This window comes from Methylobacterium sp. J-090 (assembly GCF_022829345.1).
Taxonomy (GTDB): domain Bacteria; phylum Pseudomonadota; class Alphaproteobacteria; order Rhizobiales; family Beijerinckiaceae; genus Methylobacterium.
Genome location: NZ_JAKSXV010000096.1, coordinates 257837 through 280830 on the forward strand (window position 1 = coordinate 257837; position 22994 = coordinate 280830).

The 22994-nt window shown below is 69.8% G+C and carries 27 protein-coding genes and 1 tRNA gene; 20 read left to right on the top strand and 8 right to left on the bottom strand.

Annotated features, from left to right (window positions below; translation table 11 throughout):
* Positions 1-30 precede the first annotated feature (30 nt).
* Positions 31-492 carry a transcription elongation factor GreA gene (greA, locus tag MKK49_RS18135; protein WP_244031044.1) on the top strand — a complete coding sequence of 154 codons (462 nt, stop codon included), beginning with the start codon at positions 31-33 and terminating at the stop codon, positions 490-492.
* Positions 493-496: 4 nt separating this feature from the next.
* Here greA and MKK49_RS18140 read toward each other — a convergent pair whose 3' ends face one another.
* Complete coding sequence (locus MKK49_RS18140) at positions 497-1411, bottom strand: LysR family transcriptional regulator (protein WP_244031047.1); 915 nt, start codon at positions 1409-1411, stop codon at positions 497-499.
* A 138-nt stretch (positions 1412-1549) separates the two neighbouring features.
* Between MKK49_RS18140 and wrbA the strand changes: the two genes are divergently transcribed.
* Positions 1550-2149, top strand: coding sequence for an NAD(P)H:quinone oxidoreductase (gene wrbA, locus MKK49_RS18145; protein WP_244031048.1), 600 nt, complete (start codon positions 1550-1552; stop codon positions 2147-2149).
* A gap of 131 nt (positions 2150-2280) precedes the next feature.
* On the opposite strand, the gene MKK49_RS18150 is transcribed toward wrbA, so the two are convergent.
* Complete coding sequence (locus MKK49_RS18150) at positions 2281-3258, bottom strand: L-threonylcarbamoyladenylate synthase (protein ID WP_244031050.1); 978 nt, start codon at positions 3256-3258, stop codon at positions 2281-2283.
* A 228-nt stretch (positions 3259-3486) separates the two neighbouring features.
* On the opposite strand from MKK49_RS18150, the gene MKK49_RS18155 reads away from it, so the two are divergent.
* The 9 genes from MKK49_RS18155 to MKK49_RS18195 all read left to right on the top strand — a co-directional run bounded on the left by MKK49_RS18155 (position 3487) and on the right by MKK49_RS18195 (position 12115).
* A complete protein-coding gene (locus tag MKK49_RS18155) occupies positions 3487-5238 on the top strand; it encodes an acyl-CoA dehydrogenase (RefSeq protein WP_244031052.1) in 1752 nt (583 codons plus the stop codon).
* A gap of 180 nt (positions 5239-5418) precedes the next feature.
* Positions 5419-6174, top strand: a complete 756-nt coding sequence (locus MKK49_RS18160; protein ID WP_244031054.1) for an enoyl-CoA hydratase-related protein — start codon at positions 5419-5421, stop codon at positions 6172-6174.
* A complete protein-coding gene (locus MKK49_RS18165; RefSeq protein ID WP_244031056.1) occupies positions 6171-7019 on the top strand; it encodes an SDR family NAD(P)-dependent oxidoreductase in 849 nt (282 codons plus the stop codon). Before MKK49_RS18160 ends, MKK49_RS18165 begins: the two co-directional genes overlap by 4 nt.
* Before the next feature lie 9 nt (positions 7020-7028).
* Positions 7029-7889 carry an SDR family oxidoreductase gene (locus tag MKK49_RS18170; protein ID WP_244031058.1) on the top strand — a complete coding sequence of 287 codons (861 nt, stop codon included), beginning with the start codon at positions 7029-7031 and terminating at the stop codon, positions 7887-7889.
* Positions 7890-7899: 10 nt separating this feature from the next.
* Complete coding sequence (locus tag MKK49_RS18175; RefSeq protein ID WP_056086097.1) at positions 7900-8904, top strand: magnesium transporter CorA family protein; 1005 nt, start codon at positions 7900-7902, stop codon at positions 8902-8904.
* 106 nt (positions 8905-9010) lie between these two features.
* The gene (locus MKK49_RS18180) at positions 9011-10699 is read left to right on the top strand and encodes a methyl-accepting chemotaxis protein (protein WP_244031060.1); all 1689 of its coding nucleotides are present in this window, start codon (positions 9011-9013) and stop codon (positions 10697-10699) included.
* A 94-nt stretch (positions 10700-10793) separates the two neighbouring features.
* A complete protein-coding gene (locus MKK49_RS18185) occupies positions 10794-11558 on the top strand; it encodes an SOS response-associated peptidase (protein ID WP_244031277.1) in 765 nt (254 codons plus the stop codon).
* A 122-nt stretch (positions 11559-11680) separates the two neighbouring features.
* The gene (locus MKK49_RS18190) at positions 11681-11884 is read left to right on the top strand and encodes a hypothetical protein (RefSeq protein ID WP_056385761.1); all 204 of its coding nucleotides are present in this window, start codon (positions 11681-11683) and stop codon (positions 11882-11884) included.
* Positions 11885-11899: 15 nt separating this feature from the next.
* A complete protein-coding gene (locus MKK49_RS18195) occupies positions 11900-12115 on the top strand; it encodes an alkylphosphonate utilization protein (protein WP_244031062.1) in 216 nt (71 codons plus the stop codon).
* Positions 12116-12160: 45 nt separating this feature from the next.
* On the opposite strand, the gene MKK49_RS18200 is transcribed toward MKK49_RS18195, so the two are convergent.
* A complete protein-coding gene (locus MKK49_RS18200; protein WP_056086082.1) occupies positions 12161-12418 on the bottom strand; it encodes a hypothetical protein in 258 nt (85 codons plus the stop codon).
* 280 nt (positions 12419-12698) lie between these two features.
* Between MKK49_RS18200 and MKK49_RS18205 the strand changes: the two genes are divergently transcribed.
* The 6 genes from MKK49_RS18205 (at position 12699) to trhA (ending at position 17911) form a co-directional block, all read left to right on the top strand.
* Positions 12699-14507 carry an adenine deaminase gene (locus MKK49_RS18205; RefSeq protein ID WP_244031063.1) on the top strand — a complete coding sequence of 603 codons (1809 nt, stop codon included), beginning with the start codon at positions 12699-12701 and terminating at the stop codon, positions 14505-14507.
* Between the two features lie 205 nt (positions 14508-14712).
* Positions 14713-14898, top strand: coding sequence for a hypothetical protein (locus tag MKK49_RS18210; RefSeq protein ID WP_244031064.1), 186 nt, complete (start codon positions 14713-14715; stop codon positions 14896-14898).
* Between the two features lie 5 nt (positions 14899-14903).
* A complete protein-coding gene (locus tag MKK49_RS18215) occupies positions 14904-15191 on the top strand; it encodes a hypothetical protein (protein WP_244031279.1) in 288 nt (95 codons plus the stop codon).
* A gap of 324 nt (positions 15192-15515) precedes the next feature.
* Positions 15516-16631, top strand: a complete 1116-nt coding sequence (locus MKK49_RS18220; protein ID WP_244031065.1) for a COX15/CtaA family protein — start codon at positions 15516-15518, stop codon at positions 16629-16631.
* A gap of 241 nt (positions 16632-16872) precedes the next feature.
* On the top strand, positions 16873-17076 hold the full coding sequence (locus tag MKK49_RS18225; protein WP_244031066.1) for a hypothetical protein: 204 nt from the start codon (positions 16873-16875) through the stop codon (positions 17074-17076).
* A gap of 154 nt (positions 17077-17230) precedes the next feature.
* Entirely contained in the window at positions 17231-17911 is a 681-nt protein-coding gene (gene trhA / locus MKK49_RS18230) for a PAQR family membrane homeostasis protein TrhA (protein WP_244031067.1), read from the top strand.
* Between the two features lie 8 nt (positions 17912-17919).
* Here the strand turns inward: trhA and MKK49_RS18235 are convergent, their stop codons facing one another.
* Positions 17920-18816: a glycoside hydrolase family 25 protein gene (locus MKK49_RS18235; protein WP_244031068.1), complete on the bottom strand. Its 897-nt coding sequence runs from the start codon at positions 18814-18816 to the stop codon at positions 17920-17922.
* A gap of 186 nt (positions 18817-19002) precedes the next feature.
* Here MKK49_RS18235 and MKK49_RS18240 point away from each other — a divergent pair, with 186 nt between their 5' ends.
* Positions 19003-19455, top strand: coding sequence for a DUF488 family protein (locus MKK49_RS18240; RefSeq protein ID WP_244031070.1), 453 nt, complete (start codon positions 19003-19005; stop codon positions 19453-19455).
* 112 nt (positions 19456-19567) lie between these two features.
* Here the strand turns inward: MKK49_RS18240 and MKK49_RS18245 are convergent, their stop codons facing one another.
* Positions 19568-19771, bottom strand: coding sequence for a DUF3606 domain-containing protein (locus MKK49_RS18245; RefSeq protein WP_244031071.1), 204 nt, complete (start codon positions 19769-19771; stop codon positions 19568-19570).
* Between the two features lie 344 nt (positions 19772-20115).
* Between MKK49_RS18245 and MKK49_RS18250 the strand changes: the two genes are divergently transcribed.
* Positions 20116-20436, top strand: a complete 321-nt coding sequence (locus tag MKK49_RS18250; RefSeq protein ID WP_409565096.1) for a hypothetical protein — start codon at positions 20116-20118, stop codon at positions 20434-20436.
* Positions 20437-20722: 286 nt separating this feature from the next.
* On the opposite strand, the gene MKK49_RS18255 is transcribed toward MKK49_RS18250, so the two are convergent.
* A tRNA-Leu gene (locus MKK49_RS18255) sits at positions 20723-20807 on the bottom strand.
* Between the two features lie 104 nt (positions 20808-20911).
* On the bottom strand, positions 20912-21214 hold the full coding sequence (locus tag MKK49_RS18260; protein WP_056086060.1) for a FliM/FliN family flagellar motor switch protein: 303 nt from the start codon (positions 21212-21214) through the stop codon (positions 20912-20914).
* A 65-nt stretch (positions 21215-21279) separates the two neighbouring features.
* Here MKK49_RS18260 and lipB point away from each other — a divergent pair, with 65 nt between their 5' ends.
* A complete protein-coding gene (gene lipB / locus MKK49_RS18265) occupies positions 21280-22035 on the top strand; it encodes a lipoyl(octanoyl) transferase LipB (protein ID WP_409565097.1) in 756 nt (251 codons plus the stop codon).
* Here the strand turns inward: lipB and MKK49_RS18270 are convergent.
* Positions 22032-22919 carry a cation diffusion facilitator family transporter gene (locus MKK49_RS18270; protein WP_244031072.1) on the bottom strand — a complete coding sequence of 296 codons (888 nt, stop codon included), beginning with the start codon at positions 22917-22919 and terminating at the stop codon, positions 22032-22034. The two genes, lipB and MKK49_RS18270, sit on opposite strands and share 4 nt — an antisense overlap.
* Positions 22920-22994 lie beyond the last annotated feature (75 nt).

Consider the following 22994-nt stretch of genomic DNA (forward strand, 5'->3'; position numbering starts at 1 on the left):
TTAGCCTTGGCGGCGTGCATTGCTGGTTTCATGAGCAGTGCATTTGTCAAAGAGACCGAGGGCGGCGAAGCCTTCGAGGATCTCCCCGATCGCCCCATCTCGGAGCATCCGAACTTCGTCACCCCCGAGGGGTTGGCGCAGATTGAGGCCGAGGTCGCGCGCCTGCGCAACGCATTCTCGGCCTTGACGCCCGACGCCAAGGCGGACGAGTCCCGCGTTACCCGCGACCTGCACTACTGGACGGCGCGGCTGGGCTCGGCCCAGCTCGTCGAGGTCGAACCCGGCGATGTCGTGCGGTTCGGCTCCACGGTGACCATCCTGCGCGAGGACGACGCGAGCCAGACCTTCCGCATCGTCGGAGAGGACGAGGCGGACCCGACCAAGGGCAGCCTGTCCTACGTCTCGCCCATGGCCCGCGCGCTGACCGGCAAGGGGGTCGGTGACACCGTCGAGGTGAATGGTCAGGAGATCGAGATCACCGCGACGGCGTAAGGCATCAACCCGAACCATGGGACGCGGCCTTCGGAAACGGCGAAGCCGAGACCAAGCTTCCTTCGATCCGGGGGCGCAAGATCGCGATCTCCTCGGCCATGAAGTTCATGAAGGCGCGCACGCGGGCAGCGTGTCGCAGGTCGGGATGGGTCAGGAGCCACAGGCCGGTGGAAAGATCGGGTTCGTGGTCCGACAGCCGGACGAGGTCCGGGCGCCCATCGGCCGACCAGCGGGGCAGGGGACCGATGCCGAGGCCCGCCTCCACCGCCTCGCGCAGGCCCAGCACGGTGTTGAGGGTGAGAACGATCCGGTCCGAGGCGGCCCGGGCTTGCGCGAACCGGACGAAGCGTCCGCCAGCGACACTCTCGCCCGGGACGATCCAGGGGCATTCGCCGAAGGGCCGGCCGGCGAAGTCGGCCCTCCCGTAGATCGCCCAGGCGATGGTCGCGAGGCGCCGCCCGACCAGGGTCGGCGGCGGGGCGTCGCTGGCCCGCAGGGCCACATCCGCATCGCGGCGGGACAGGTTGAGGGCCTCTTCCGCCACCACGAGGTCGAGGCGAATGCGAGGATAACGCCGCGTGAACCGTGCCAGCGACGGCATCAGCATGTCGGCGACGAGGCTCGCCGGGGCGGTGATCCGCAATTCGCCCGCCGGATTCTGATCCTGGCCCGCGAGTTCGCGGGTGAAGCGCTCGACATCCCCCGCCATGCGGGCGGCCGCCTCCATCATGGCGAGGCCCGCCGCCGTCGGCGCGTAGCCGGCGCGGTGGCGGTCGAACAAGGTCGTGTCGAGGGCCGCCTCGATCCCGGCGAGGCGCCGGAACGCCGTCGAGGGGTTGATGCCGAGCTGCTCGGCCGCCCGCGTCAGACCGCCGGACTCCGCGATGGCGCGCACGAGGCGAAAATCATCCCAATCCATTCCTGACGCCTGCTTGCATTTTCGCAAGGATCATCATGCGGATCGGGGCATTTTCGCAAGGCCCGTTCCGGGTGATAAGGGTCGACGAGACCCATGCCGTCGTTCCGGCGGCGTGGGACATCCCGAGGAGACGACACGATGACCAAGGTTCTGGTGCTGTACTATTCGTCGTGGGGCCACGTGGAGAAGATGGCCGAGGCCGTCGCCGAGGGAGTCCGCGAAGCCGGCGCCGAGGCGACGATCAAGCGGGTGCCGGAACTGGTGCCCGAGGAGATCGCCCGGCAGTCGCATTACAAGCTCGATCAGGCCGCCCCCATCGCCACCGTGGACGAGTTGCCGGACTACGACGCCATCATCTTCGGCACGCCGACCCGTTACGGCAACATGGCCGCCCAGATGAAGCAGTTCATCGACCAGACCGGCGGCCTGTGGGCCAAGGGCGCGCTGGTCGGCAAGGTCGGCTCTGCATTCACCTCGACGGCGAGCCAGCATGGCGGCCAGGAGACGACGTTGACGAGCTTCCACACGGTGCTGCTGCACCTCGGCATGGTGGTGGTCGGCCTGCCCTACGCGTTCCAGGGGCAGATGGGCGTGGACGAGGTGAAGGGCGGCTCGCCCTACGGCGCCACCACGCTGGCGGACGGCGACGGCTCGCGCCAGCCGAGCGCCACGGATCTGGCCGGTGCCCGCTACCAGGGCCGCCACGTCGCCGGCATCGCCGCCAAGCTCGCTGGCTGAGCGGGGACAAGAAAAAGGCTCGGATTGCTCCGAGCCTTGGAAGGGAAAAGGCCATTTGGGGGCTGAACTGGCCTTCGTGAACCCCCAACGGACCGCCCCGCCGGAAAGTTCCGGGCCGGCGCGAAAATAAGTCAACGCGGGGCGGCGGCGCGGCGCAGGCGATCGTTGATCGCCTCGCCGAGGCCCATCTGCGGGATCGGCGCGACGGCGATGGACGCTGCGCCCGAAGCATCGAGGACCCTCAGGGCCGAGAACAGGTTCGCGGCGGCCTGGCCCAGATCGGCGGTCGGGCTGAGGTCGTGTGACGTCACGCCGGCGCCCACGGGGGGCATGCCGCCGAACCGCAGCACAGCCTCGCCCGGCTCCACCGTTACGGCGTCGAGGCGGACGCGGGCGCGCGGTGCGTAATGCGAAACGAGGAGGCCCGGCCCGATCGGTGCCGTGCCGGCGGCCGGCTCCGGACCCAGAAGGGCACATCCCAGCACCCGTTCCAGATCGGCCCGGGTGACCCCGCCCGGCCGCAGCAGGCGCGGGGGACCGCCGAGACAGGCGACCACCGTCGATTCGACCCCCACCGGCGCCGTGCCCCCATCGAGGATCGCATCGATCCGCCCGTCGAGGTCGGCGAGCACGTGGGCGGCCTTCGTCGGGCTGACCCGGCCCGAGCGGTTGGCCGAGGGGCCGGCCACGGGGCGGCCGACCCGCGCGAGGAGGTCGCGGGCGATGGCGTTGCCCGGCACGCGCAGGGCCACGCTCGCCAGACCGGCGCGGGCAAGATCGCAGACCGTGCAATCGGGGCCGGCCGGGACGACGAGGGTGAGGGGCCCGGGCCAGAACGCGTCAGCGAGTCGCGACGCGGCCCCATCGAACACGCCCTGCGCCTTGGCCGAGGCGGCATCGGCCAGATGCGCGATGAGCGGATTGAAGCGCGGGCGATCCTTGGCGGTGTAGATGCGGGCCACGGCCGCCGGATCGGAAGCGTCGGCGCCGAGCCCGTAGACGGTCTCCGTGGGGAACGCGACGGTTTGCCCGAGGCCGAGACGCCGCGCCGCCTCGGCGATGCCGGCCGCGTCGGCGGTCAGGCGAAGGCTTGACCCGAGATCGTTCATATCTAAACTATCCCTGGAAAGCGGCACCGGGCGTGGCGTGACCCGCCCCTGGGGAGAGGGCATAAATCGTTGCGCCGTCGAAACTTACCCGCGCATGGGCGGCGCCGGCGCGGGTGGGTGCTCTAGCGCCGGGTCGGCCGTTGCGTCAAACCGGGCCGCGAACGATACGCCAGGAACAGATACGCCAAGCGCACAAAGCGCGACAAGAAGACGGTTCGAGGGAGCCCCATGACCTACCGTGCCCCGGTCTCAGAGATGCTGTTCGCCCTGCGCCACGTCGCCGGGCTCGATGCGGTACTGGGGGACGACCTCACCCCCGACGACGCCCGCACGATCCTCGACGAGGCGGCCCGCGTGGCGGACGGCGTCATCGCGCCCCTGAACCGCGTCGGCGACCACCACGGGACGCCGCTTTCCGACGGCGCCGTCACCACGGCGCCGGGCTGGCGCGAGGCCTATCGGACCTGGATCGAGGGCGGCTGGAACGGCCTGTCGGCGGCCCCGGACCATGGCGGCCAGGGCCTGCCGCTGCTGCTCAACGCCGCCTGCACGGAGATGTGGAACGCGGCCAGCATCGCGTTCGGCCTGTGCCCGCTGCTCACCGCCGGCGGCATCGAGGCCCTGGCGCAGCACGGCTCCGAGGACCTGAAGGCGCACTACCTCGGCAAGCTCGTCTCGGGCGAATGGACCGCGACCATGAACCTGACGGAGCCGCAGGCCGGTTCCGACCTCGCCCTCCTGCGCAGCCGCGCCGAGCCCGTCGGCGACGGCCGCTACCGCATCGTCGGCTCGAAGATCTACATCACTTACGGCGAGCACGATCTCACCGACAACATCGTCCACCTCGTGCTCGCCCGGCTCAAGGACGCCCCGGCCGGCACGCGCGGCATCTCGCTGTTCCTCGTGCCGAAGATCCTGCCCGACGGCAGCCGCAACGACCTGCGGTGTTCGGGGATCGAGCACAAGCTCGGCATCCACGGCTCGCCGACCTGCTCCATGGCCTTTGGCGATCACGGCGGCGCCATAGGCTGGCTCATCGGCGAGGAGAACCGGGGGCTCGCCTGCATGTTCACGATGATGAACTCGGCCCGCCTCAACGTCGGTCTCCAAGGCGTCGGCATCGCCGAGCGGGCGACGCAGGGCGCCCTGGCCTACGCACGCGAGCGCCGCCAAGGGAAAGCGCCGGGCGCGCAAGCCACCAGCGCCATCGTCGCGCATGCCGACGTCCAGCGCATGCTCTTTTCCATGAAGGCCTACACGGCGGCGGCGCGCGGCATCTGCTACCTCACGGCGGCCGCCCTCGACGCGGCGCATGGGCCCGAAGGGCAGGGGGCCCACGACCGCGCCTCGCTGCTCACCCCCGTCGCCAAGGCGTTCTCCACGGACATCGCCAACGAGGTCACGTCGCTGGGCGTCCAGGTCCATGGCGGCATGGGCTTCGTCGAAGAGACGGGCGCCGCCCAGCACATGCGCGACGCACGCATCCTCGGGATCTACGAGGGCACCAACGGCATCCAGGCCATCGATCTCGTCACCCGCAAGCTGCCGCTCCAAGGCGGCGCCACGGTCCGCGCCCAGATCGCGTCCCTGCGCCGGGTGGCGGAGGGGCTCCTGAAGGATGCCGAGCCGGCCTACGGCCATCTGGGTGCGCGCCTGCGCGCCGGGATCGAGAGCCTCGACCGGGCGACGAGCTTTCAGCTGGCGGCGCTCGCCTCCAACCGGCCGGAGACGGCGCTCGCCGGCGCGACGCCGTACCTGCGCCTGTTCGGCCTCGTCCAGGGCGGAGCCTGCCTGGCGCTGGAAGCCCGCGCCGCGCGGGCCGCCCTCCAGGCCGGCGAGACCGACCCGGCCCATGCCGGACGCATCGCCCTGGCGCGGTTCTTCGCCGAGAACGAGCTGATTGCGGCGGCCGGCCTCGCCGACAGCGTCATCGACGGCGGAGACTTCACCGAGGCGGCGGCTTTGGCGTTGGCTGGATGAGCCCACGAAAACCCTCCCCCCTCTGCGGGGGAGGGTGCCTGCGGAGCAGGCGGGAGAGGGGGCGACCTCTCCGGAATCGTCGCTCCCCTCTCCCGATCCTCGCTCAAGCGAGGGCCACCCTCTCCCGCAGAGGGGAGAGGGAATGCGCACACGGAACGGCGAGACCAGCAAGGAACCATCATGACCGAGCACGTCGTCATCGAGGACACCGGCAGCGTCCGCCTCATCCGCCTGGACCGGCCCGACAAGCTGAACGCGCTGACCAGCGCCATGTACGATGCCCTGCGCGAGGCCCTGGCGGAGGCCGACGGGTCGGAGGCCATCGGCGCCGTGGTGTTTTCCGGCTCGCCCGGGGCGTTCAGCTCCGGCAACGACCTGTCCGATTTCGTCGAGGCCTCCCGGCATCCGTTCGAGAACTCGCCGGCCCTGCACTTCATCCGCCAGCTCGCCCGGACCCGGACACCGATGGTGGCGGCCGTGGACGGGGTCGCGGTGGGCATCGGCGCGACGCTGACGCTTCATTGCGACCTCGTCTATGCCAGCCCGGCGGCGCGCTTCCGCATGCCGTTCGTGGAACTCGGCCTCGTGCCGGAGGCGGGCTCGAGCTACCTGCTGCCGCGCCGCGTCGGCCCGCAGCGGGCGACGGAGATCCTGCTGTTCTCCGAACCCTACGATGCCGACGAGGCCGTGCGCCTCGGGCTCGCCAACGCCGTCATCCCGGCCGACCTGCTCCTCGACCACGCCCTGACCAAGGCCGGCCGCCTCGCCGCCCTGCCGAAGGGGCCGATGCAGGCGACCCGCGCCCTGATCCGGGGCGATCAGGCCGCCCTGGAAGCGGCGGTGGAGACGGAGGCCGTCGCCTTCGAGGCGCGCCTGCGATCCCCCGAGGCCCAGGCCGCCTTCACGACCTTCCTCAACCGGTCACGCAGAGCGTGACCCAGCCGCCCGACCTCCGGACAAAAGTCTGCCTCGTCGCGGGGGCGTCGCGGGGCGTCGGGCGCGGGATCGCGCAGGCGCTCGGCGAAGCCGGCGCGACGGTGATCGTCACCGGCCGGTCCAGCGAGACCGGGCCGCGCACGGACGGACGGCCCGAGACCATCGAGGACACCGCCCGGATCGTCGACGCCGCCGGCGGCACCGGGCACCATTACCTGTGCAACCACACCAGCGAGCGGGCCGTCGACACCCTGGTCCACTGGGCACTGCGCCGCTTCGGCCGGATCGACGTCGCCGTCTCCAGCGTCTGGGGCGGCGCCGAGGGCTACGACGGCGAGCGCTACCCCGACGGAGCCGCCTGGGGCACGCCGTTCTGGCGCCGCTCGGCCGAACCGCTCTCGGAGTTCTTCGGCAGCGGGCCTTACCCTGGCCTCCTGCTCGCCCGGGCCGTAGCGCCCGCCATGGTGGCGGCGAAGGCCGGCCTCGTCGCCTTCGTGTCGTTCGATACGGGCCCCGGCTACCTCGGCGACGTGTTCTACGATCTCGCCAAGGCGACCACCAACCGCCTCGCCTTCGCCTGCGCCCAGGAACTCGCACCGCACGGCGTCACGGCGTTGGCCCTGTCGCCGGGCTTCGTCCGCACGGAGCGCATCGTCGATCTCGGCCACGCCGATCGGGCCACGGAGAGCCCGCTCTATGCCGGCCGGGCGCTCGCGGCGCTGGCCGCCGACCCGGACATCGCGGCGCAGGCCGGGCGTATCCTGCACGCCGGCGATCTCGCCGCCCGCTACGGCTTCACCGACGCCGACGGCACCCGGCCGGCGCGTTTCCACATCGAACCCTGAGACGACACCATGACCGGATCATTGAAGGGCAAGACCCTGTTCATCACCGGCGCCTCGCGCGGCATCGGCCTCGCCATCGGCCTGCGGGCGGCCCGGGACGGCGCCAACGTCGCCATCGCGGCCAAGACCGACCTGGCCCACCCCAAGCTCGACGGCACCATCCACACGGCCGCAGCCGCCATCGAGGCGGCCGGGGGGAGGGCACTGCCCCTGGTGGTGGATGTCCGCGACGAGGACAGTGTCGCCGCCGCCATCGGGAGAACCGCGGAAACTTTCGGCGGGATCGACATCGTCGTGAACAACGCCAGCGCCATCTCGCTGACCCGCACGCCCGAGACCGAGATGAAGCGCTTCGATCTGATGCATCAGATCAACACGCGCGGAACCTACATGGTCTCGAAATACGCGATCCCGCATCTCGAGAAGTCCGAGAACCCCCACATCCTGATGCTGTCGCCGCCCCTCGACATGGCGGAGAAGTGGTTCGCCCCGCACCTCGCCTACACAATGGCGAAGTTCGGCATGTCGCTGTGCGTGCTCGGGCTCGCCGGCGAACTCCGGCGCCAGGGCATCGCGGTGAACGCCCTGTGGCCGCGCACCACCATCGCGACGGCGGCGGTGCAGAACCTCCTCGGCGGCGAGGCCCTGATGCAGGCGAGCCGCACGCCCGAGATCATCGCCGACGCGGCCCACGCCCTGTTCGGGCTGCCGGCCCGGGAGACCACCGGCCGCTTCCTCATCGACGACAGTTTTCTCGCCGAGCAGGGTGTCACGGACTTTACAAAATACCGCGTCACACCCGACGTCCCCCTTGCTCCGGACTTCTTCGTGCCGGATGCGAGTTTACCGCCTCCCGGGGCCCTCGCCTGAGACGTAGCCTGTGATCTTCATCCACCAGCCGGTCGCCGGCGCCGGGCAGACCCTGCTCGAGCGCCGTTCCCTCGAATTGCAGGACCCGATCCCCGACGACACCGTGTGGCTCGACATGATCCGCCCGACCCGGGAGGAGGATCTCAAGGTCGAGGCGTTCATGGGCATCTCGGTGCCGACCCGCGAGGAAATGAAGGACATCGAGCCCTCCGAGCTCCTCTACGTCGAGGACGGGGCGCGCTACATGACCGGCCGGGTGCTGAGCAAGGTCAGCGACGGCGACGAGCCGGGGCTCGCCGGCATCACCTTCATCCTGCGCGGCAACCGCCTCGTCACCGTGCGCTACGAGGAGCCGCAGGCGTTCCGGATGTACACCCAGCGCGCCGGGCGCTCGACGGGCAACGGGCCCTCCGCCGTGCCGTCCGGCGAGACGATTCTGGCCGGCCTCATCGAGACGGTGATCGACCGGGCGGCGGACGTGCTCCAGCTCCAGGGCGAGCGCATCGACCGCCTGTCGGGCAAGATCTTCGAGGAAAAGGCCGATCCGTCGGCCCGCAACACCGCCCTGCAGGACACGCTTCGGGCCTTGGGACGCCACGGCGACCTGATCTCGAAGCAGCGCGAGAGCCTCGTCTCCATGGAGCGCATCCTGCTCTCGCTCTCGGCCACCTACCGCACTGCCAAGGCCCCGCGCGAGTTGCGCGAGGACGTGCGCTCGACCCTGCGCGATCTCCAGTCCCTGGAGGAACACGCCACCTTCCTGTCCTCGAAGATCCAGTTCCTCCTCGACGCGACCCTCGGCCTGGTGAACCTCGAGCAGAACAACATCATCAAGTTGTTCTCCGTCATGGCGGTGGTGTTCATGCCGCCGACGCTCATCGCGTCGATCTACGGCATGAACTTCAAGGCGATGCCGGAACTCGATTGGAGCTTCGGCTACCCGATGGCGGTGGTGATGATGGTTGTCGCCGCCGTCCTGCCGTACGTCTTCTTTCGCTGGAAGAAGTGGCTGTAGGCGATCACATCCCGTATCTATCCGTTAACCGCGATCGACGTAGATCCGGAGTGCCGTGAGCATGACCCCGCAGATGGGGCCGCGGCTGCCTTCCGGAGCGCTGCCCATGCTGTTCAGGTCCACGAGCATCCGCGCGAAGCTGATCGCCAGCTTCGCCACCGTGACCCTCTTCATCTTGGCAATCGGGTGGCTGGGCATCTCCGGGGTCGATCGGACGAGCGGCCTCCTCACCGACGTGCAGACCAACTGGCTCCCGAGCGTCCGGACGACCGGTGAGATCGACGTCTCGCTTGCCCGCTACACGACCAGCCTGCTGCGCGCGACGCAGACGACGGACGCCGCCGATCTCGCCAAGATCGAGGCGGACATGGTCAAGCGGCGCGCGCAGATCGCCGAGCGGTCGGACGCCTACGCACGGCTGATCAGTTCTCCCGACGAGCGGGCGCATTACGAGGAGTTCCGCCGCCAAGTGACGGGCTTCTTCGCTGTCGCCGACCGGATCTTCGCCACAGCCCGCGGCGGCGAGCAGGCCAAGGCCTACGCGCTCTATTCCTCAGAGGGCGTGGAGCCCCGCCGCCGCGCTTCCGTGTCCCTCGAGAAGATCATCGCCCTCAACAACGAGGGCGCCGCCCGCGCGGAGGCGGACGGAAAGGCCGTCACGGAACGGACCCGGACCATCGCCCTCGCGGCGATCGCCGGTGCCGCGCTGCTCGCCATCCTCCTCGCCACCGTCATCATCCGGGGAATCGCGCGCAGCATCGAGTCCGTGGTGCGCCCGATGACCGCCTTGGCCCAGGGCGATCTTTCGGCGGCGATCCCGCATCGGGGCAGCGCCACCGAGATCGGCCGCATCGCCGACGCCGTACAGGTGTTCAAGGACGGGCTCGTCCGGATGAAGGCGCTGGAGGAGGAGACGGTCCTGGCGCGGGCCGGAGCCGAGACCCAGCGGCGGCAGACCATGCGCGACATGGCCGACGGATTCGAGCGCGCCGTCGGCGGCATCGTCGGATCGGTGGGGTCCGCCGCCACCGAGCTGCAGGCCACGGCCCAGGCGATGACCGCGACGGCGTCCCAGACGGCGAGCCAGTCCATCTCGGTGGCGGCCGCAGCTGAGGAGGCCGCCTCCAACGTCGAGACCGTGGCGGCCGCCGCCGAGGAACTCGGGTCCTCGGTCCAGGAGATCGGCCGGCAGGTCCAGGGCTCGGCGAGCCTCGCCGAAATCGCCGTGGCGGAATCCAGCTCGACCGCCGCCCTGATCCAGGAGCTCAGCGGTGCCACCGCCCGCATTGGCGATGTGGTCAAGCTCATCTCCGACATCGCGGGCCAGACCAACCTGCTGGCGCTCAACGCCACCATCGAGGCGGCCCGCGCCGGCGAGGCCGGACGAGGCTTCGCCGTCGTTGCGGCCGAGGTGAAGGAGCTGGCGAACCAGACCGCACGCGCCACCGACGAGATCGGCACCCAGATCGCCCGCATCCAGGGGGCGACGGGCCAGAGCGTGCGGGCCATCGAGGCGATCCAGGGCCGCATCGGTGAGATCAGTACCGTGGCGACCTCCATCGCCGCGGCGGTGGAGCAGCAGGGCGCCGCGACGCAGGAGATCGTTCGCAACGTGTCCCAGGCCGCCGCCGGCACCGGCGAGGTTACGCACAACATCGCCGGGGTCGCGGGAGCCGCCGAGGAGACGGGCGCCGCCGCCGCCCAGGTCCTGGCCTCGGCCTCCGAGCTCTCGCGGCAATCCGAGCATCTCGGCGCCGAGGTCGGGCGCTTCCTCGCGACGATCCGGGCCGCCTGAGGCGCACCGGACGCCCCCTCTCCCAACTCCCAACGGGTTCGATCCGGCGCGGCGGGGCTTGCTCCACCGCGCCGGATTGTCGATGGTCCGCACCATGTGCGGTCGCTATTTCGCCCTCCAGGCGCCGGAAATCCATCGCCTGTTCTACGGCTATGTCGAGCAGCCGAACTTCCCGGCGCGCTACAACATCGCGCCGACCCAGCCGGTGCCGATCGTCCACTTCGAGAACGGAGGCCGCCACTTCCGTCTCGTGCGCTGGGGCCTGTGGCCGAGCTGGCTCAAGGACCCGAAGGGGTTTCCCCTCGTCATCAACGCCCGCGTCGAGACGATCCAGGAGAAACCGACGTTTCGCGGGGCGCTGCGCCACCGCCGCTGCGTCTTCCTCGCCGACGGCTTCTACGAGTGGCGCTGCGAGGGCACGGGCAGGACCGCGACGCAGACGCCGTTCATGATCCGCCGCGCCGACGGTGCCCCCATGGCACTCGCCGGCCTGTGGGAGAACTGGCTCGGGGCCGACGGCTCGGAGATCGACACGGCCGCCATCGTCACAACCGGAGCCAACGGGGTGATGGCGGCCGTCCACGACCGGATGCCGGCGATCCTGTCGCCGGGAGAGATCGAGCCCTGGCTCGATACGCGCGGCGTCGAACCCGGGACCGCCGCAGCCCTGTGCCGGCCGTGCCCCGACGAGTGGCTCACCCTCGATCCCGTCAGCCCGCGCGTGAACGACGCCCGCAACGACGAGCCGGACCTCGTCGTGCCCCTCGCGAAGCCGAGGGGAGCGCTCGAAGCGGCCGCCACGCCGGAGGCGGATCGGCCGCGCTCCAGCGACGAGGACGCGCAAGGCCTGTTGTTCTGAGGTCCCGTCATTCCGACATTGCGTCGGAGGGCCAAAGGCGGCATCGCTCGTAACGCCGCGCGAGGGGCCTAGCGGCCCATCGGCCGGCCCGGCCCTGCGCGAGCCCCAGGGGAGACGAGACCATGACGCCCGAGGACATCACCGACCTGAACCGGGCGCGCGCCAGTCTGGCCCGACAGCGCAGCGCCCTGTCGAAGCGCATCGGTGCCAGCGAACTCGCCGCCGCCTCCGCCGCCGAGGACCTGATGCGCATCCTCCTGGCCATCGAAGCCGTGGACCGGGCCCTCACGGATGCGGGCCAGCCCTACACCCCGCCGATGGCCTGAGGACGCGACGGGACCATGGACGACACGAAGGATTCCAACGGCACCAAGCTCGCCGATGGCGATTCGGTGACCCTGATCAAGGATCTCAAGGTGAAAGGCACGTCGACGGTGCTGAAGCGCGGAACATTGATCAGGAACATCCGCCTGACGGGCGACCCCGACGAGATCGAGTGCAACGCCGAGAAGGTCAAAGGCCTGGTGCTGAAGGCCCAGTTCCTGAAGAAGGCCTGAGATCGGGCGGTCGTTTTCGCGAAACGGCCGCCCGGGCCTCGTCCATCAATCGCCCGTGACGGCGCTCGGCACGCGGATGGGCGAGCGGGTCAGACTCCGGATCGGCTTCAGGGGGCGGCCCGACTTCTCGGCGATGGCCCGGTCCTGCTCCTCGATGATCTCGCGGGCCGGCGCGTCGCCGTCGAGGCCGCCGAGGATCTCCATGGGAACGCGCCGATTCGAGGCGCGGGACTCGTCCTCGTAGAGGACGTCGAACAGGACGGAGCCACGCTCCTGCGGTTTCGACTTCGTGCGTTTGGCCATGACGGAACGGTGCTCGGACGCTGGAACGGGGGATCGGGCAAAAGCCAACGGCCACGGAGAGGCCCAGGGTGCGCGTACATCCGGCGTCACCCCAAACCATCATCGTGGCCGTCTCCGGTCGAGCGATGAGGGTCGCGACCGGCATGGCTCCTAAATGGGATCGCGGGACGCGATTGGCAAGCCGTCCGGTCGGCGGCGGCCCTTCACCGAGAGCTCTTGGCACGCGGCATGCGCGGCGTCAGGATCGCGCAGTGCGGGGACGAAGCCCCGGGGAGACGGCATGACCGACAGACCATTGTTGACCCGCTTCTCCGTCGCGCCTCTCGCCACGATGACCCGACACCTCGCGGCCGTGGCCTCGGGGCGGGCCGAGCCCGACCGGGTCCTCACCGGCGCGCGCCTGCTCTCGACCTATTCGGAGCGCATTCTGCCCGACCGCGAGGTCTGGATCAGTGGCGGACGCATCGCCGCCGTAAGGCCGGCGGGTGCCTACAAGGGCGCGGCCGAGCGGGTCGATCTCGGCGGCGGGCTCCTGGCGCCCGGCCTCGTCGACCCGCACCTGCACATCGAGAGCAGCATGGTGACGGCCTGCGCCTACGCCGAAGCCGCCCTCCTCAACGGCACCACCACCATCGTCTGCGACAGCCACGAGATCGGCAACGTCCTCGACGTGAACGGCGTCGCGTGGATGCTGGAGGATGCCCGCCAGGCCCCGCTCAACATCTATCTCACGGTGCCCAGCACCGTGCCGGCGACCTCGCCTGACCTCGAGACGGCCGGCGGCGACCTGACGGCGGGCAAGATCGCGGCCCTGTTCGACGCTTGGCCCGAAGCCATCGGCTTGGGCGAGAAGATGGATTTCGTCGCCGTGTGCGAGGGCGATCCGCGCGCGCACGCCATCATCCAGGCGTCCCTGGAACGCGGACGTCCGGTCTCCGGCCATATCTACGGGCGCGGCTTCGTCGCCGCCTACGCCGCCAGCGGCGTCACCGACACCCACGAGGCCATCGACCGGGACATCGCAGACGATCTGCTGGAGGCCGGCGTGTGGATCTACCTGCGCGGCGGCCCGCCGACCACGCCGTGGCACAGCCTGCCCAAGGCCATCGGCACGGTGCTCGACTATGGCGCCTCGGCCAAGCGCGTCTGCGTCTGCACCGACGACCGCGACGCGCAGGACCTCCTCGCCTTCGGCCTCGACTGGGTGGTGCGCGAGGCCGTGCGCCTCGGCATCCCCAAGGCCCAGGCTTGGTCCATGGGCTCGCTCCACCCGGCGACCCGCTACGGCCTCGACGGCGAGATCGGCGGCTTCGGCGGCGGGCGGCGGGCCGACCTCGTGCTCCTCGACGACGATTTCGTGCCGCGATCGACGTGGTACGGCGGCGAATGCGTGGTGAAGGACCGGGCGATCACCCCGCTCCTCGACGCGGCCCTGTCGCGTCCCTACCGCTATCCGGCCCCGGCCTACGCCACGATGCACCTGCCCGACCCCCTGCCGGCCCTGATCCCCGCGCTGCCGGCGGGGCCGGTGCGGGTTAACGCCATCCGCACCACGCTGCCGGGCATCGAACTGACCCACGAGGTGGTCGACCTCGCCCCCGGCGCCGACTGGGCGGCGACGCTGGCCGACAACGACCTCACCTTCGTCACCGTGATCGAGCGCCACGGCCGGTCCGGCACCGTCGCCCACGGGCTCCTGCGAGCGTTCGGGCTGAAGCGCGGCGCCGTGGCGAGCAGCGTCGGCCACGATTCGCACAACGTCATCGTCGCCGGCCTGAACGAGGCCGACATGCGGGTGGCGCTCGAGGCCATCGGCACGATTCAGGGCGGCGTCTGCGTGGTGGAGGACGGCGAAGTCGTCGCCCTGGTGCCCCTGCCGGTCGCCGGCCTCCTTTCCGACAAACGCGTCACGGCGGTGGCCGAGGAGGTGCGCGTCCTGAAGGAAGCCTGGACGCGGGCGGGTTGCGCCATCCCCTACATGGGCTTCAACCTGATCCCGCTCTCGGTGATCCCGGAAATCCGCATCACCGACAAGGGTCTCGTCCTGGTGCCCGGCATGCGGATCGTACCCCTGTTCGAGGCCGGCTGATTTTTTGCCGGCTCGCGGAACTGGCCGCGATTGTCGCAGGTTGTCGAAGCGGGTCTCAACAGCCTCGCTTCCTTCCAAGCCTTTCAAACAGCCTGTTCGCCCCTGCGGCGGCGGGCTGCTTCTTTTTGGGCGCTCGTGCGTTGGAAGGCGCGGGACAGGCCATCGCGAACCTTCTATCCACGGGCCGACCCCTCGGAGCGACTCCATGCGTAGCCTTCTCACCCTCGTCATCGTCGGCGCCATCGCGTTCATCCTGGTCGGGATGTACGTGGCGCCGTCGCAGCCCGACATGCGGACCTGGTACCTGCGCAATGCCTGCGAGCACCTCGACAAGATGAGCCCGAAGATCTGCGAGCCCATGCGCGAGGCCGACGGAGCCCGGCGCACCTGAGCGCCATCGTCCGCGCGCGCGACTGGTGGCTGCGCGACCGCCGAACCGGCGCGATCACCATCGGACAATGGCCGAACGCGCCCCTGGTGATCTTCGGTCTCTGCGCCGGCGGCGACTGGGCCTTCGCGCCGGCGGGCCTCACCGGAACGATCCTGCGGGGCGCGGGTACCGTGGCGCTGATCGTCTGGGCCGCGGACGAACTGGCGCGCGGCGTCAACCCCTGGCGGCGCGTCCTCGGAGCCGGCGTGTTGCTCGGCCTCGCTTTCCGGTGGGTCGCCGGCGCGACGGCGTGAGAACGGCCCCCGTCGAGGCACGTGTTTGACCGCTTGCGGCGCGGCGCAAGTCGCCTATCATCGTGTCGAGCTGCCTATGATCGGGCATCGTCACGCGGAACGAGGCAACACGGATGGCCTTCTTCATCGGAATCGCCTGCCCCTGGCTCGTGGTCGCCTTCCTCGATCTCATGGCGCTGAACCGGAGCCGGGAACTCGCCGCCGCCGAATAGGCGCTTCCCGTAAGAGGCCGCTGCGTCGTCGGAAGACGTTGCCCTCGCGCCGGCCCCCGTCTACCTCCGCGGTCTCGGATGAGAGCCGCCGGGTGGCGGGCGGGATGACGCGATGATGTCGAAGAGTGCAGTCAACCAGGACGGCGGACTCCGTGCCGTCCGCGCATGGCTCTACGCGCTGGCGGTGCTGGTGGTCTGTATGGTGGCCGTGGGCGGAGCCACCCGCCTGACGGGCTCGGGGCTCTCCATCACCGAGTGGCGTCCGGTGACCGGCGCCGTGCCTCCGCTCTCGGCCGAAGCCTGGACGGCGGAGTTCGACAAGTACAAGGACACCCCGCAATACCGCATCCTCAACCAGGGGATGGGTCTGTCGGACTTCAAGACGATCTACGCCTGGGAATGGGGCCATCGGTTCCTCGGGCGCTTCGTCGGCCTCGCGTTCTTCCTGCCCCTGCTGTGGTTCTGGTGGCGCGGGCTCCTGAGCCGGCGTCTCGGCCTCGGGCTCTTCGGCCTCGGCCTGCTCGGCGGCCTCCAGGGCGCCATCGGCTGGATCATGGTCGCTTCCGGCCTCCAGCCCGGCATGACGGCCGTCGCCCCGTTGAAGCTCGCCCTGCATCTCACCACCGCGAGCCTCATCCTCGCCGGCCTCGTCTGGCTCGCCGCCGGCCTGCGCGCCGCCCCCGCCGCGCCGGTGCCGGCCCGGCTCAACCGCACGACATGGGCCGTGATGGTCCTGGCGCTGGGACAGATCTTCCTCGGCGGGCTCGTGGCGGGCTCGAAGGCGGGGCTCGTCTACAACACTTGGCCGGGCATGGACGGCGCCTTCGCGCCGCCGCTCGCCGAGCTCTTCGCCATCCGACCCTGGATCGAGAACTTCATCGACAATCACGCCCTGGTGCAGCTCAATCACCGCCTGACCGCCTACCTCCTCCTCGTCGTGGCGGTGATCCACGCGGCCGATGCGCGCCGGACCCTCCCGGGCAGCGGCACGGCACGGCGCGCCGCGGGTGTGGCCGGCCTCGTCCTCGCCCAGGCCGTTCTGGGCGTGACGACCCTGCTCCTCGCCGTCCCGCTCTGGGCCGGACTCGGCCATCAGGTCTTCGCCATGGCGGTCCTCACGATGGCCACCGTCCACGCTCGCCTCAGTCCCGGGACGGCGGCCCGGCCGATGCGGCCCGAAGCGGTTCCGGCCTTCGGTTTCGAGGCCCTGACCGGTCGCTCGGCCTGACGCGGTCGCGCGGGACCGCCGCGAACCCACCGGATTTCAATCCGAGGCGAAATCCCGTTCCGTGACGGGACGCACGCGGCCGGGTGGACGGCTCTTCCCATCCCCGTCCCCAGGCATCATCGTTGGAATGCCACGCGCTATTGCACTGCAGCGAACCGGATCGGCGAACGGACGTTACTCCCGCAGCGACGCTCGGCATCTCGCGTTCTTCCCGCGCCCAACCAACGAGGACCACGACCGCATGACGCTTGGTAAGCCCCTGGTAGAGCCGACCTCGGACATGGACACCGCGAAGACCGCGCCGCCCCGGCCTCAGGAAATCTCCGTTCGACGCAACAGGCGGGACCGGCACACCCGCCGCATCGTCTTCGGTCTGACGGGCGTGCTGGGGGTCGCCTGGGCCGTGGTGATCGCGAGCCGCTATTCCGGGCTTCTGGCAGGGTAAAGCTTCGGCTTCCCGTTCAGCTTCAGGCTACGCGACGGAGGACGACCCGTCTCAACGCAGCTTATTCCTGTGGACGACGCGCGCTCGGTAGTTTTCACCGGGAACGCTTGTGCTCACCCGAGCGTAGCTTTCGCATGACCGATCGGAGTCAGCGATGTTCCTGGCAGAGGATGGACGCCCGGCGGGGCTGAACTGGAACTATACCCGGCGGGAGATCCTGGCCGACGGAGTCGTCCATTTCCTCGGCGTGGCTCTCGGCCTCGCCGGGGCCATCGCCATCGTGATCCTGGCGGCCCTGGCGCCGCTCACGGCCACGGATCAGGCGGCGGTGGTCGTCTATGCGGCCGCCCTCGTCTCGATGCTCGGTGTTTCGGCCACCTACAACATGTGGCCCGTCGGTCGCCGCAAGTGGTTGCTGCGCCGCGCCGATCACGCGCTGATCTACCTCATGATCGCCGGAACCTACACGCCGCTGGTGGCGCTGGCGGGCGTGGGCACCATCGCCTGGAGCCTGCTCGCGACCGTGTGGCTCGTCGCCGGCATCGGCATCGCCCTCAAGCTGACGATGCCGGGGCGGTTCGACCGGGCCGCCATCGGCCTCTACCTGCTTCTCGGCTGGAGCGGCCTCGTTGCCTACGATTCGGTGATCGCGCGGCTCCAGCCCGATGCGCTGTGGCTGCTGGCCATCGGCGGCCTGCTCTATTCCTTCGGCGTGGTGTTCCACGTCTGGCGCAGCCTGCCGTACCAGAACGCCATCTGGCACGCCTTCGTGCTCGCCGCCACCGCCTGCCACTACGGCACGGTGCTCACCACCGTGCTGAACGCCGGCGCCTGATCGGACCTCTATTTGCCGGCGCAGAGGCCACGGTCGGCGAGGGACGAGTGGTCGCGCGGGTCGCAATCGGTGGCGAGGAACGACGCCCACTCGGCGGTGGTGCCGTAGAAGGCGTTGCGATCGACATCGCCGCGAACCCCCGGCACCCGGCCGGTGGAGGTGAACTGCCACAGCATCCACCGGCGTTTGGCGAAGCGGTGTTCCGGCTCGGCCGCCGTGGAGCGGACCCAGTGCGGGTAGTCGGGCAGTTCGTCCTCGAGGACATCCTTGTGGAAGGTGATGTCGGTGTAGATGATCGGCCGCTTGCCGGTGTAGCGCTCCATCTCATCGAGCATGTAGCGGATCATCGCGAGCGCCTGGGCCTTCGGCAGCTTCTTCGGGCAGAGCTGCGAATGACCGTTCCACTCGACGTCGAGGACCGGGGGGAGGGCGGTGGGATCGGACGGGACGTTCTTCTTGAACCACGCCATCTGGTCCTGGGCCGAGCGGCACCAGAACACGAAGTGGTAGGCGCCGCGCGGCACGCCGGCGCGGGCCGCCCCGTCCCAATTGTCGCGGAACCGCTCATCCACATGGTCGCCGCCCTCCGTCGCCTTGATGAAGGCGAACTGGGTGCCGGCCGCACGCACCGACGCCCAATCGATGGGGCCCTGCCATTTCGAGATGTCGATGCCCTGGATCGGATGCTGCTTGGCGCGGGCGACGCCCGGATGGGGCTTCACGTCGCCCTTGGTCGGGTAGAAGTCCGTTGTGCCGGAGCAGGCGGCGAGCGCCGCGAGGAGGGCGGCACCGGCGACGCGCGTCGCCCAGCCACCGAGGCGCACCTTGCGGCGCGCTTGACCGTCACGATGGCGAGAGGGGGTCGGGGCAGTCCCGTTCGTCAGCGACATCGATGCCCGGCCCATCACTTTCCACGCACGCAACATGGGCTAAGGCATGCCCGTGCGCGGTTAACAGAGCTTTGACGGCAATGCGGCGGTTTTCCGGAAGCCGTGGCCGCGCAGACTTATAAGCCGCAGGCCCGGCGATTGGCAGCCCGGACCGCAACGCCTAAGTCCCGGCCGACGCTCGCCATTTGCGGAAGGACCCGAATGCGCAAGACTGTGTTCACCATCGGCTATGAAGGCCTCGATCCGGAGCGCTTCACCATCACATTGACGGATGCCGGCGTCGGCACCCTGGCCGATGTCCGGGCGGTGGCGAACTCGCGCAAGCGCGGTTTCTCGAAAGGCGCGCTCAAGGCCGGTCTGGAATCGGCGGGACTGGCCTACGACCACGCCCGGACCCTCGGGACACCCAAGTCCGGCCGTCAGGCGGCACGGGCGGACGATGCCGCGCTCATGCGCAAGATCTACTGCGAGGAAGTGCTCGACACCGCCGATGGCGGCCTCGCCCTCGACGCCCTCTGCGACCTGGCCGCCCGCAGTCCGACCTGCCTGATGTGTTTCGAGCGCGACCCCACCCGCTGCCATCGTCGGGTGATCACCGAGCGCATGGAAGCCCGCGGCTTCGTCACCGTCGATCTGTTCGGTGCGGAGGCCTGAGGCCGCCGCCACTTGGTGAGAGCGCAGACGCTGCTCGGTCGGCCCGCGCGCCGTCCGAGCGAGATCGATGTCCGCGTCGCGAAGCCGTCGCCGGGCGTCGTCCGACCGAGCGTCAGACGATACCGCCATCCGGGGATGGCCAGGAACGACCGAGCTGTGCCGCGACGGTGGCGGGGTCCTCACCCACGGCCGCGACGGCGGCCTCGATCTCTTCCACCGGCACCTCGAAGTAGCGGGCCCAGTAGGCACGGGTCCAAGGCTCGGAGACGTTCACCGATTTCGGCGCGTGCGGATCGGGCGTCTGGCTATCGGTCATCGGGCGTCCGTGGTGGCCGGGATCGGAGGAGATACCGGATCAACGCATGGCGCGGCGCCACGGTTCGCCCCGCATGGTTCGCCCCAAATGGACGGCGCGTGCGTTTGGCGCAGCCATCCGCGAGCCTCGCCACGACACGGGCGGGCCGACAGCGCCAAGGCTCGAAGAGAGCAAAAGATCTAACAGTATCCAGCACGCGGCGCCGCGACCCCGTACGCCGACGCGAACATCAGCAGGCATCAAAGGCGGATCCGAAGACCATGCCGGTTTTTGGAGTTTTTATTTCCTCCGCCTGGCGAACGAATACGGAGGCTGGCGCGTTCATCATCCAACCGAAACTTGGGATGAAACGCACCATGCGCACGAAGACTTTCGCCATCGCCACCTCGTTGATCCTGTCTCTGACGGGAGCCGCCTTCGCTCAGACCGCAGCCGGCGGCGGCAGTGCGACCGGCAACATGAACAACCCCGGCAGCGTCAAAAGCAGCGGTGAGAAGGTCGATGAGCGGATGACCGGTTCCGCCACCGGCAACACCACGGGCACCGTCGGCGGCACTCCCGGCCGTGAGGGTGGCGCGGGCAACATGGGTGGCGGCACGGGTGCGAGTTCCAACACCGGCGTCGGCACCGGCGCCGCGGGCAACTCACAGGCTCCGCGCCAGTAAGGCGACCCGCCGTCAGACCTGACACGCGAAGGCCGGGGCACTGCTTCGGCCTTTTCTCGTTTCAGGCTGTCGCGTCTCGGGCGATCCCGGCCATCACGAGCCACGCCCCGACGTCGACCGACAAGCTTCTGAAAAGTATTCGGCCCGCTCGCGGGCCCCGACATAAATCGCCACCGTCGCGGCTCAGCGCCGACTGACTGGAAGCAGACGATCATATCCGAAATTGGAGGCCGACGGATAACCCCTCGCCCAACCTCCGAAAACATAAGCACCAACTCGATCAAGTTGGTGCGGCCAAGAGGACTCGAACCTCCACCCCTTGCAGGACTAGCACCTCAAGCTAGCGCGTCTACCAATTCCGCCATGGCCGCATCGTCGTCACCATCGTCTCGGAGCCGGCCGGTTAAGGCGTGGCGTCCGTTTCGTCTGGCGCGGCGCAGCAACTAGCAGATGGATTTGGAGCCGACAAGCGGGTTCAGAGGAAATCGACGCCGTCGAGCACCGGGACCGCGCCTTCGCCGATGGTGACACCGGGCAGGCGCACCACCTCGGCCTTCCGGATCAACTCTGTGACCTCGACGGAGATGCGGTTTCCCGTCACCACGATCTGGCCGCGCGCGATCGGGTGGTCGTTGGCCAGAATCTCCACCATATCGGTCTCGGTGGATTCGAGCTCGATCACCGCGCCGCGGCCCATGCGCAGCAGGAGGTGCAGGGGCATGTGCCGACGCCCGAGCACCACCGTGAGATCGACCTTGAGGTCTTCGAGAACCGCCACGCGACCCGTTCCTTGCCCGTGGGACCGGCCGCGACACCCGCACCCGTCCCCGGAACCGACTGTCCATGCGCGATGGTGAAGTCTTGGTAAACGAAACCCGAACCACCCCGCGCCTCGCCGTCCCATCGGGGGACTTTTTCGCGGCGCCCGGCTCGCCGCCCATCGAATGGCGGATCAGCGACGGGCTCGTCCCCTACACGCACGCCGTGGCCATCATGGAGACGCGGGCGGCCGACATCGCCGCAGGGCGAGCGAAGGAGTGCGTCTGGCTCCTCGAGCACCCGTCGCTCTACACGGCCGGCACATCGGCGCAGGCGGCCGACCTCGTCGATCCGGAGCGGTTTCCCGTCCATCGCAGCGGCCGGGGCGGGCAGTACACCTATCATGGGCCCGGCCAGCGGGTGGCCTACCTGATGCTCGACCTCAACCGCCGGCGCACGGACCTGCGGGCCTACGTGGCCGCCCTGGAGGCCTGGATCATCGCCACCCTGGAGGCCTTCAACGTCCGGGGCGAGCGCCGGGAGGACCGCGTCGGCGTCTGGGTCCGGCGTCCCGAGAAGGGGCACGTGAACGGCGAGGCGGTCGAGGACAAGATCGCGGCCATCGGCATCCGGGTCCGGCGCTGGGTGAGCTTCCACGGCATCAGCCTCAACGTGGAGCCGGACCTCACGCATTTCTCCGGCATCGTGCCGTGCGGCATCACCGGCCACGGCGTCACCAGCCTCGTGGATCTCGGCCACCTCGTGACCCTGCCGGAGGTGGACATGCAGTTGCGGGCGCGGTTCGAGGCGATCTTCGGCGCCACCGAAACCCGCGGTTAGACCACCGGCACGCCGCGCCCCTTAGCCTGTTCGGCCGGCTCCACGTGGATGACCACGACGGCGCCCTCGACGGCGCCCTCGATGGCGGTTTCCAGGCGGTCGCAGATCTCGTGGGAATCCCGCACGGTCATCTCGCCCGGCACCACGAGGTGGAAATCGATGAAGGTGGCCTGACCCGCGTGGCGGGTGCGCACGTCGTGGGCCTCCAGGGCGCCCTCGCCGTGGATGGAGATGAGTTCACGAATCTGGGTCACCATCTCCACCGGGGCCGCCCGATCGAGGAGACCGCTCACGGAGTCGCGCACCATGGTCCAGCCCGACCACAGGATGTTGAGGGCGACGAGCCCGGCGATGACGGGGTCGAGGACCACCGCGCCGGTCAGGAGGACGAGGCCGAGGCCGACGAGGACGCCGAGCGAGGTGACCACGTCGGCCATGACATGGCGGGCATCGGCCACCAGGGCCGGGGAGCGCCAGGCCTTGCCGCGCCCGAGGAGATAGACCGCCCACACGCCGTTGATCGCCGTCGCGACGCCGTTGACGGCCAGCCCCAGCAACGGGGCGTCGAGGGGCCTCGGGTCGAGGATGCCGTGGAAGGATTCGCGCAGGATCAGCATCGCCGCCGCGATGATGAGCGCCCCCTCGATGACGGCGGAGAAATACTCGGCCTTGTGGTGTCCGTAGGGGTGGTCCTCATCCGCCGGGCGCGCGGCTACCCGCAGGGCCACGAAGGCGAAGGCCGCCGCCACCACGTTGATGATGCTCTCCAGGGCATCCGAATACAGGGCGAGGCTGCCCGTCAGCGCAAAGGCCGCGAACTTCAGGCCCGTGACGAGGGTGCCGATGCCGGCGCTCGTCAGGGCGGCTTTCTGGGTGCGGTCCATGACGAGGTCCCGAGGTCCGATCGAGCCCGCCTTTAGCGGCCCGGCGCCCCGCAAGGCCACGGCAAAGGTTGAACC

Excerpts from the sequence above, each read along its gene's own strand:
- greA (WP_244031044.1), top strand. The coding sequence starts at position 31 with ATGAGCAGTGCATTTGTCAAAGAGACCGAGGGCGGCGAAGCCTTCGAG.
- MKK49_RS18140 (WP_244031047.1), bottom strand. The coding sequence starts at position 1,411 with ATGGATTGGGATGATTTTCGCCTCGTGCGCGCCATCGCGGAGTCCGGC.
- wrbA (WP_244031048.1), top strand. The coding sequence starts at position 1,550 with ATGACCAAGGTTCTGGTGCTGTACTATTCGTCGTGGGGCCACGTGGAG.
- MKK49_RS18150 (WP_244031050.1), bottom strand. The coding sequence starts at position 3,258 with ATGAACGATCTCGGGTCAAGCCTTCGCCTGACCGCCGACGCGGCCGGC.
- MKK49_RS18155 (WP_244031052.1), top strand. The coding sequence starts at position 3,487 with ATGACCTACCGTGCCCCGGTCTCAGAGATGCTGTTCGCCCTGCGCCAC.
- MKK49_RS18160 (WP_244031054.1), top strand. The coding sequence starts at position 5,419 with ATGACCGAGCACGTCGTCATCGAGGACACCGGCAGCGTCCGCCTCATC.
- MKK49_RS18170 (WP_244031058.1), top strand. The coding sequence starts at position 7,029 with ATGACCGGATCATTGAAGGGCAAGACCCTGTTCATCACCGGCGCCTCG.
- MKK49_RS18180 (WP_244031060.1), top strand. The coding sequence starts at position 9,011 with ATGCTGTTCAGGTCCACGAGCATCCGCGCGAAGCTGATCGCCAGCTTC.
- MKK49_RS18185 (WP_244031277.1), top strand. The coding sequence starts at position 10,794 with ATGTGCGGTCGCTATTTCGCCCTCCAGGCGCCGGAAATCCATCGCCTG.
- MKK49_RS18190 (WP_056385761.1), top strand. The coding sequence starts at position 11,681 with ATGACGCCCGAGGACATCACCGACCTGAACCGGGCGCGCGCCAGTCTG.
- MKK49_RS18195 (WP_244031062.1), top strand. The coding sequence starts at position 11,900 with ATGGACGACACGAAGGATTCCAACGGCACCAAGCTCGCCGATGGCGAT.
- MKK49_RS18200 (WP_056086082.1), bottom strand. The coding sequence starts at position 12,418 with ATGGCCAAACGCACGAAGTCGAAACCGCAGGAGCGTGGCTCCGTCCTG.
- MKK49_RS18205 (WP_244031063.1), top strand. The coding sequence starts at position 12,699 with ATGACCGACAGACCATTGTTGACCCGCTTCTCCGTCGCGCCTCTCGCC.
- MKK49_RS18210 (WP_244031064.1), top strand. The coding sequence starts at position 14,713 with ATGCGTAGCCTTCTCACCCTCGTCATCGTCGGCGCCATCGCGTTCATC.
- MKK49_RS18220 (WP_244031065.1), top strand. The coding sequence starts at position 15,516 with ATGATGTCGAAGAGTGCAGTCAACCAGGACGGCGGACTCCGTGCCGTC.
- MKK49_RS18225 (WP_244031066.1), top strand. The coding sequence starts at position 16,873 with ATGACGCTTGGTAAGCCCCTGGTAGAGCCGACCTCGGACATGGACACC.
- trhA (WP_244031067.1), top strand. The coding sequence starts at position 17,231 with ATGTTCCTGGCAGAGGATGGACGCCCGGCGGGGCTGAACTGGAACTAT.
- MKK49_RS18235 (WP_244031068.1), bottom strand. The coding sequence starts at position 18,816 with ATGGGCCGGGCATCGATGTCGCTGACGAACGGGACTGCCCCGACCCCC.
- MKK49_RS18240 (WP_244031070.1), top strand. The coding sequence starts at position 19,003 with ATGCGCAAGACTGTGTTCACCATCGGCTATGAAGGCCTCGATCCGGAG.
- MKK49_RS18245 (WP_244031071.1), bottom strand. The coding sequence starts at position 19,771 with ATGACCGATAGCCAGACGCCCGATCCGCACGCGCCGAAATCGGTGAAC.
- MKK49_RS18250 (WP_409565096.1), top strand. The coding sequence starts at position 20,116 with ATGAAACGCACCATGCGCACGAAGACTTTCGCCATCGCCACCTCGTTG.
- lipB (WP_409565097.1), top strand. The coding sequence starts at position 21,280 with ATGCGCGATGGTGAAGTCTTGGTAAACGAAACCCGAACCACCCCGCGC.
- MKK49_RS18270 (WP_244031072.1), bottom strand. The coding sequence starts at position 22,919 with ATGGACCGCACCCAGAAAGCCGCCCTGACGAGCGCCGGCATCGGCACC.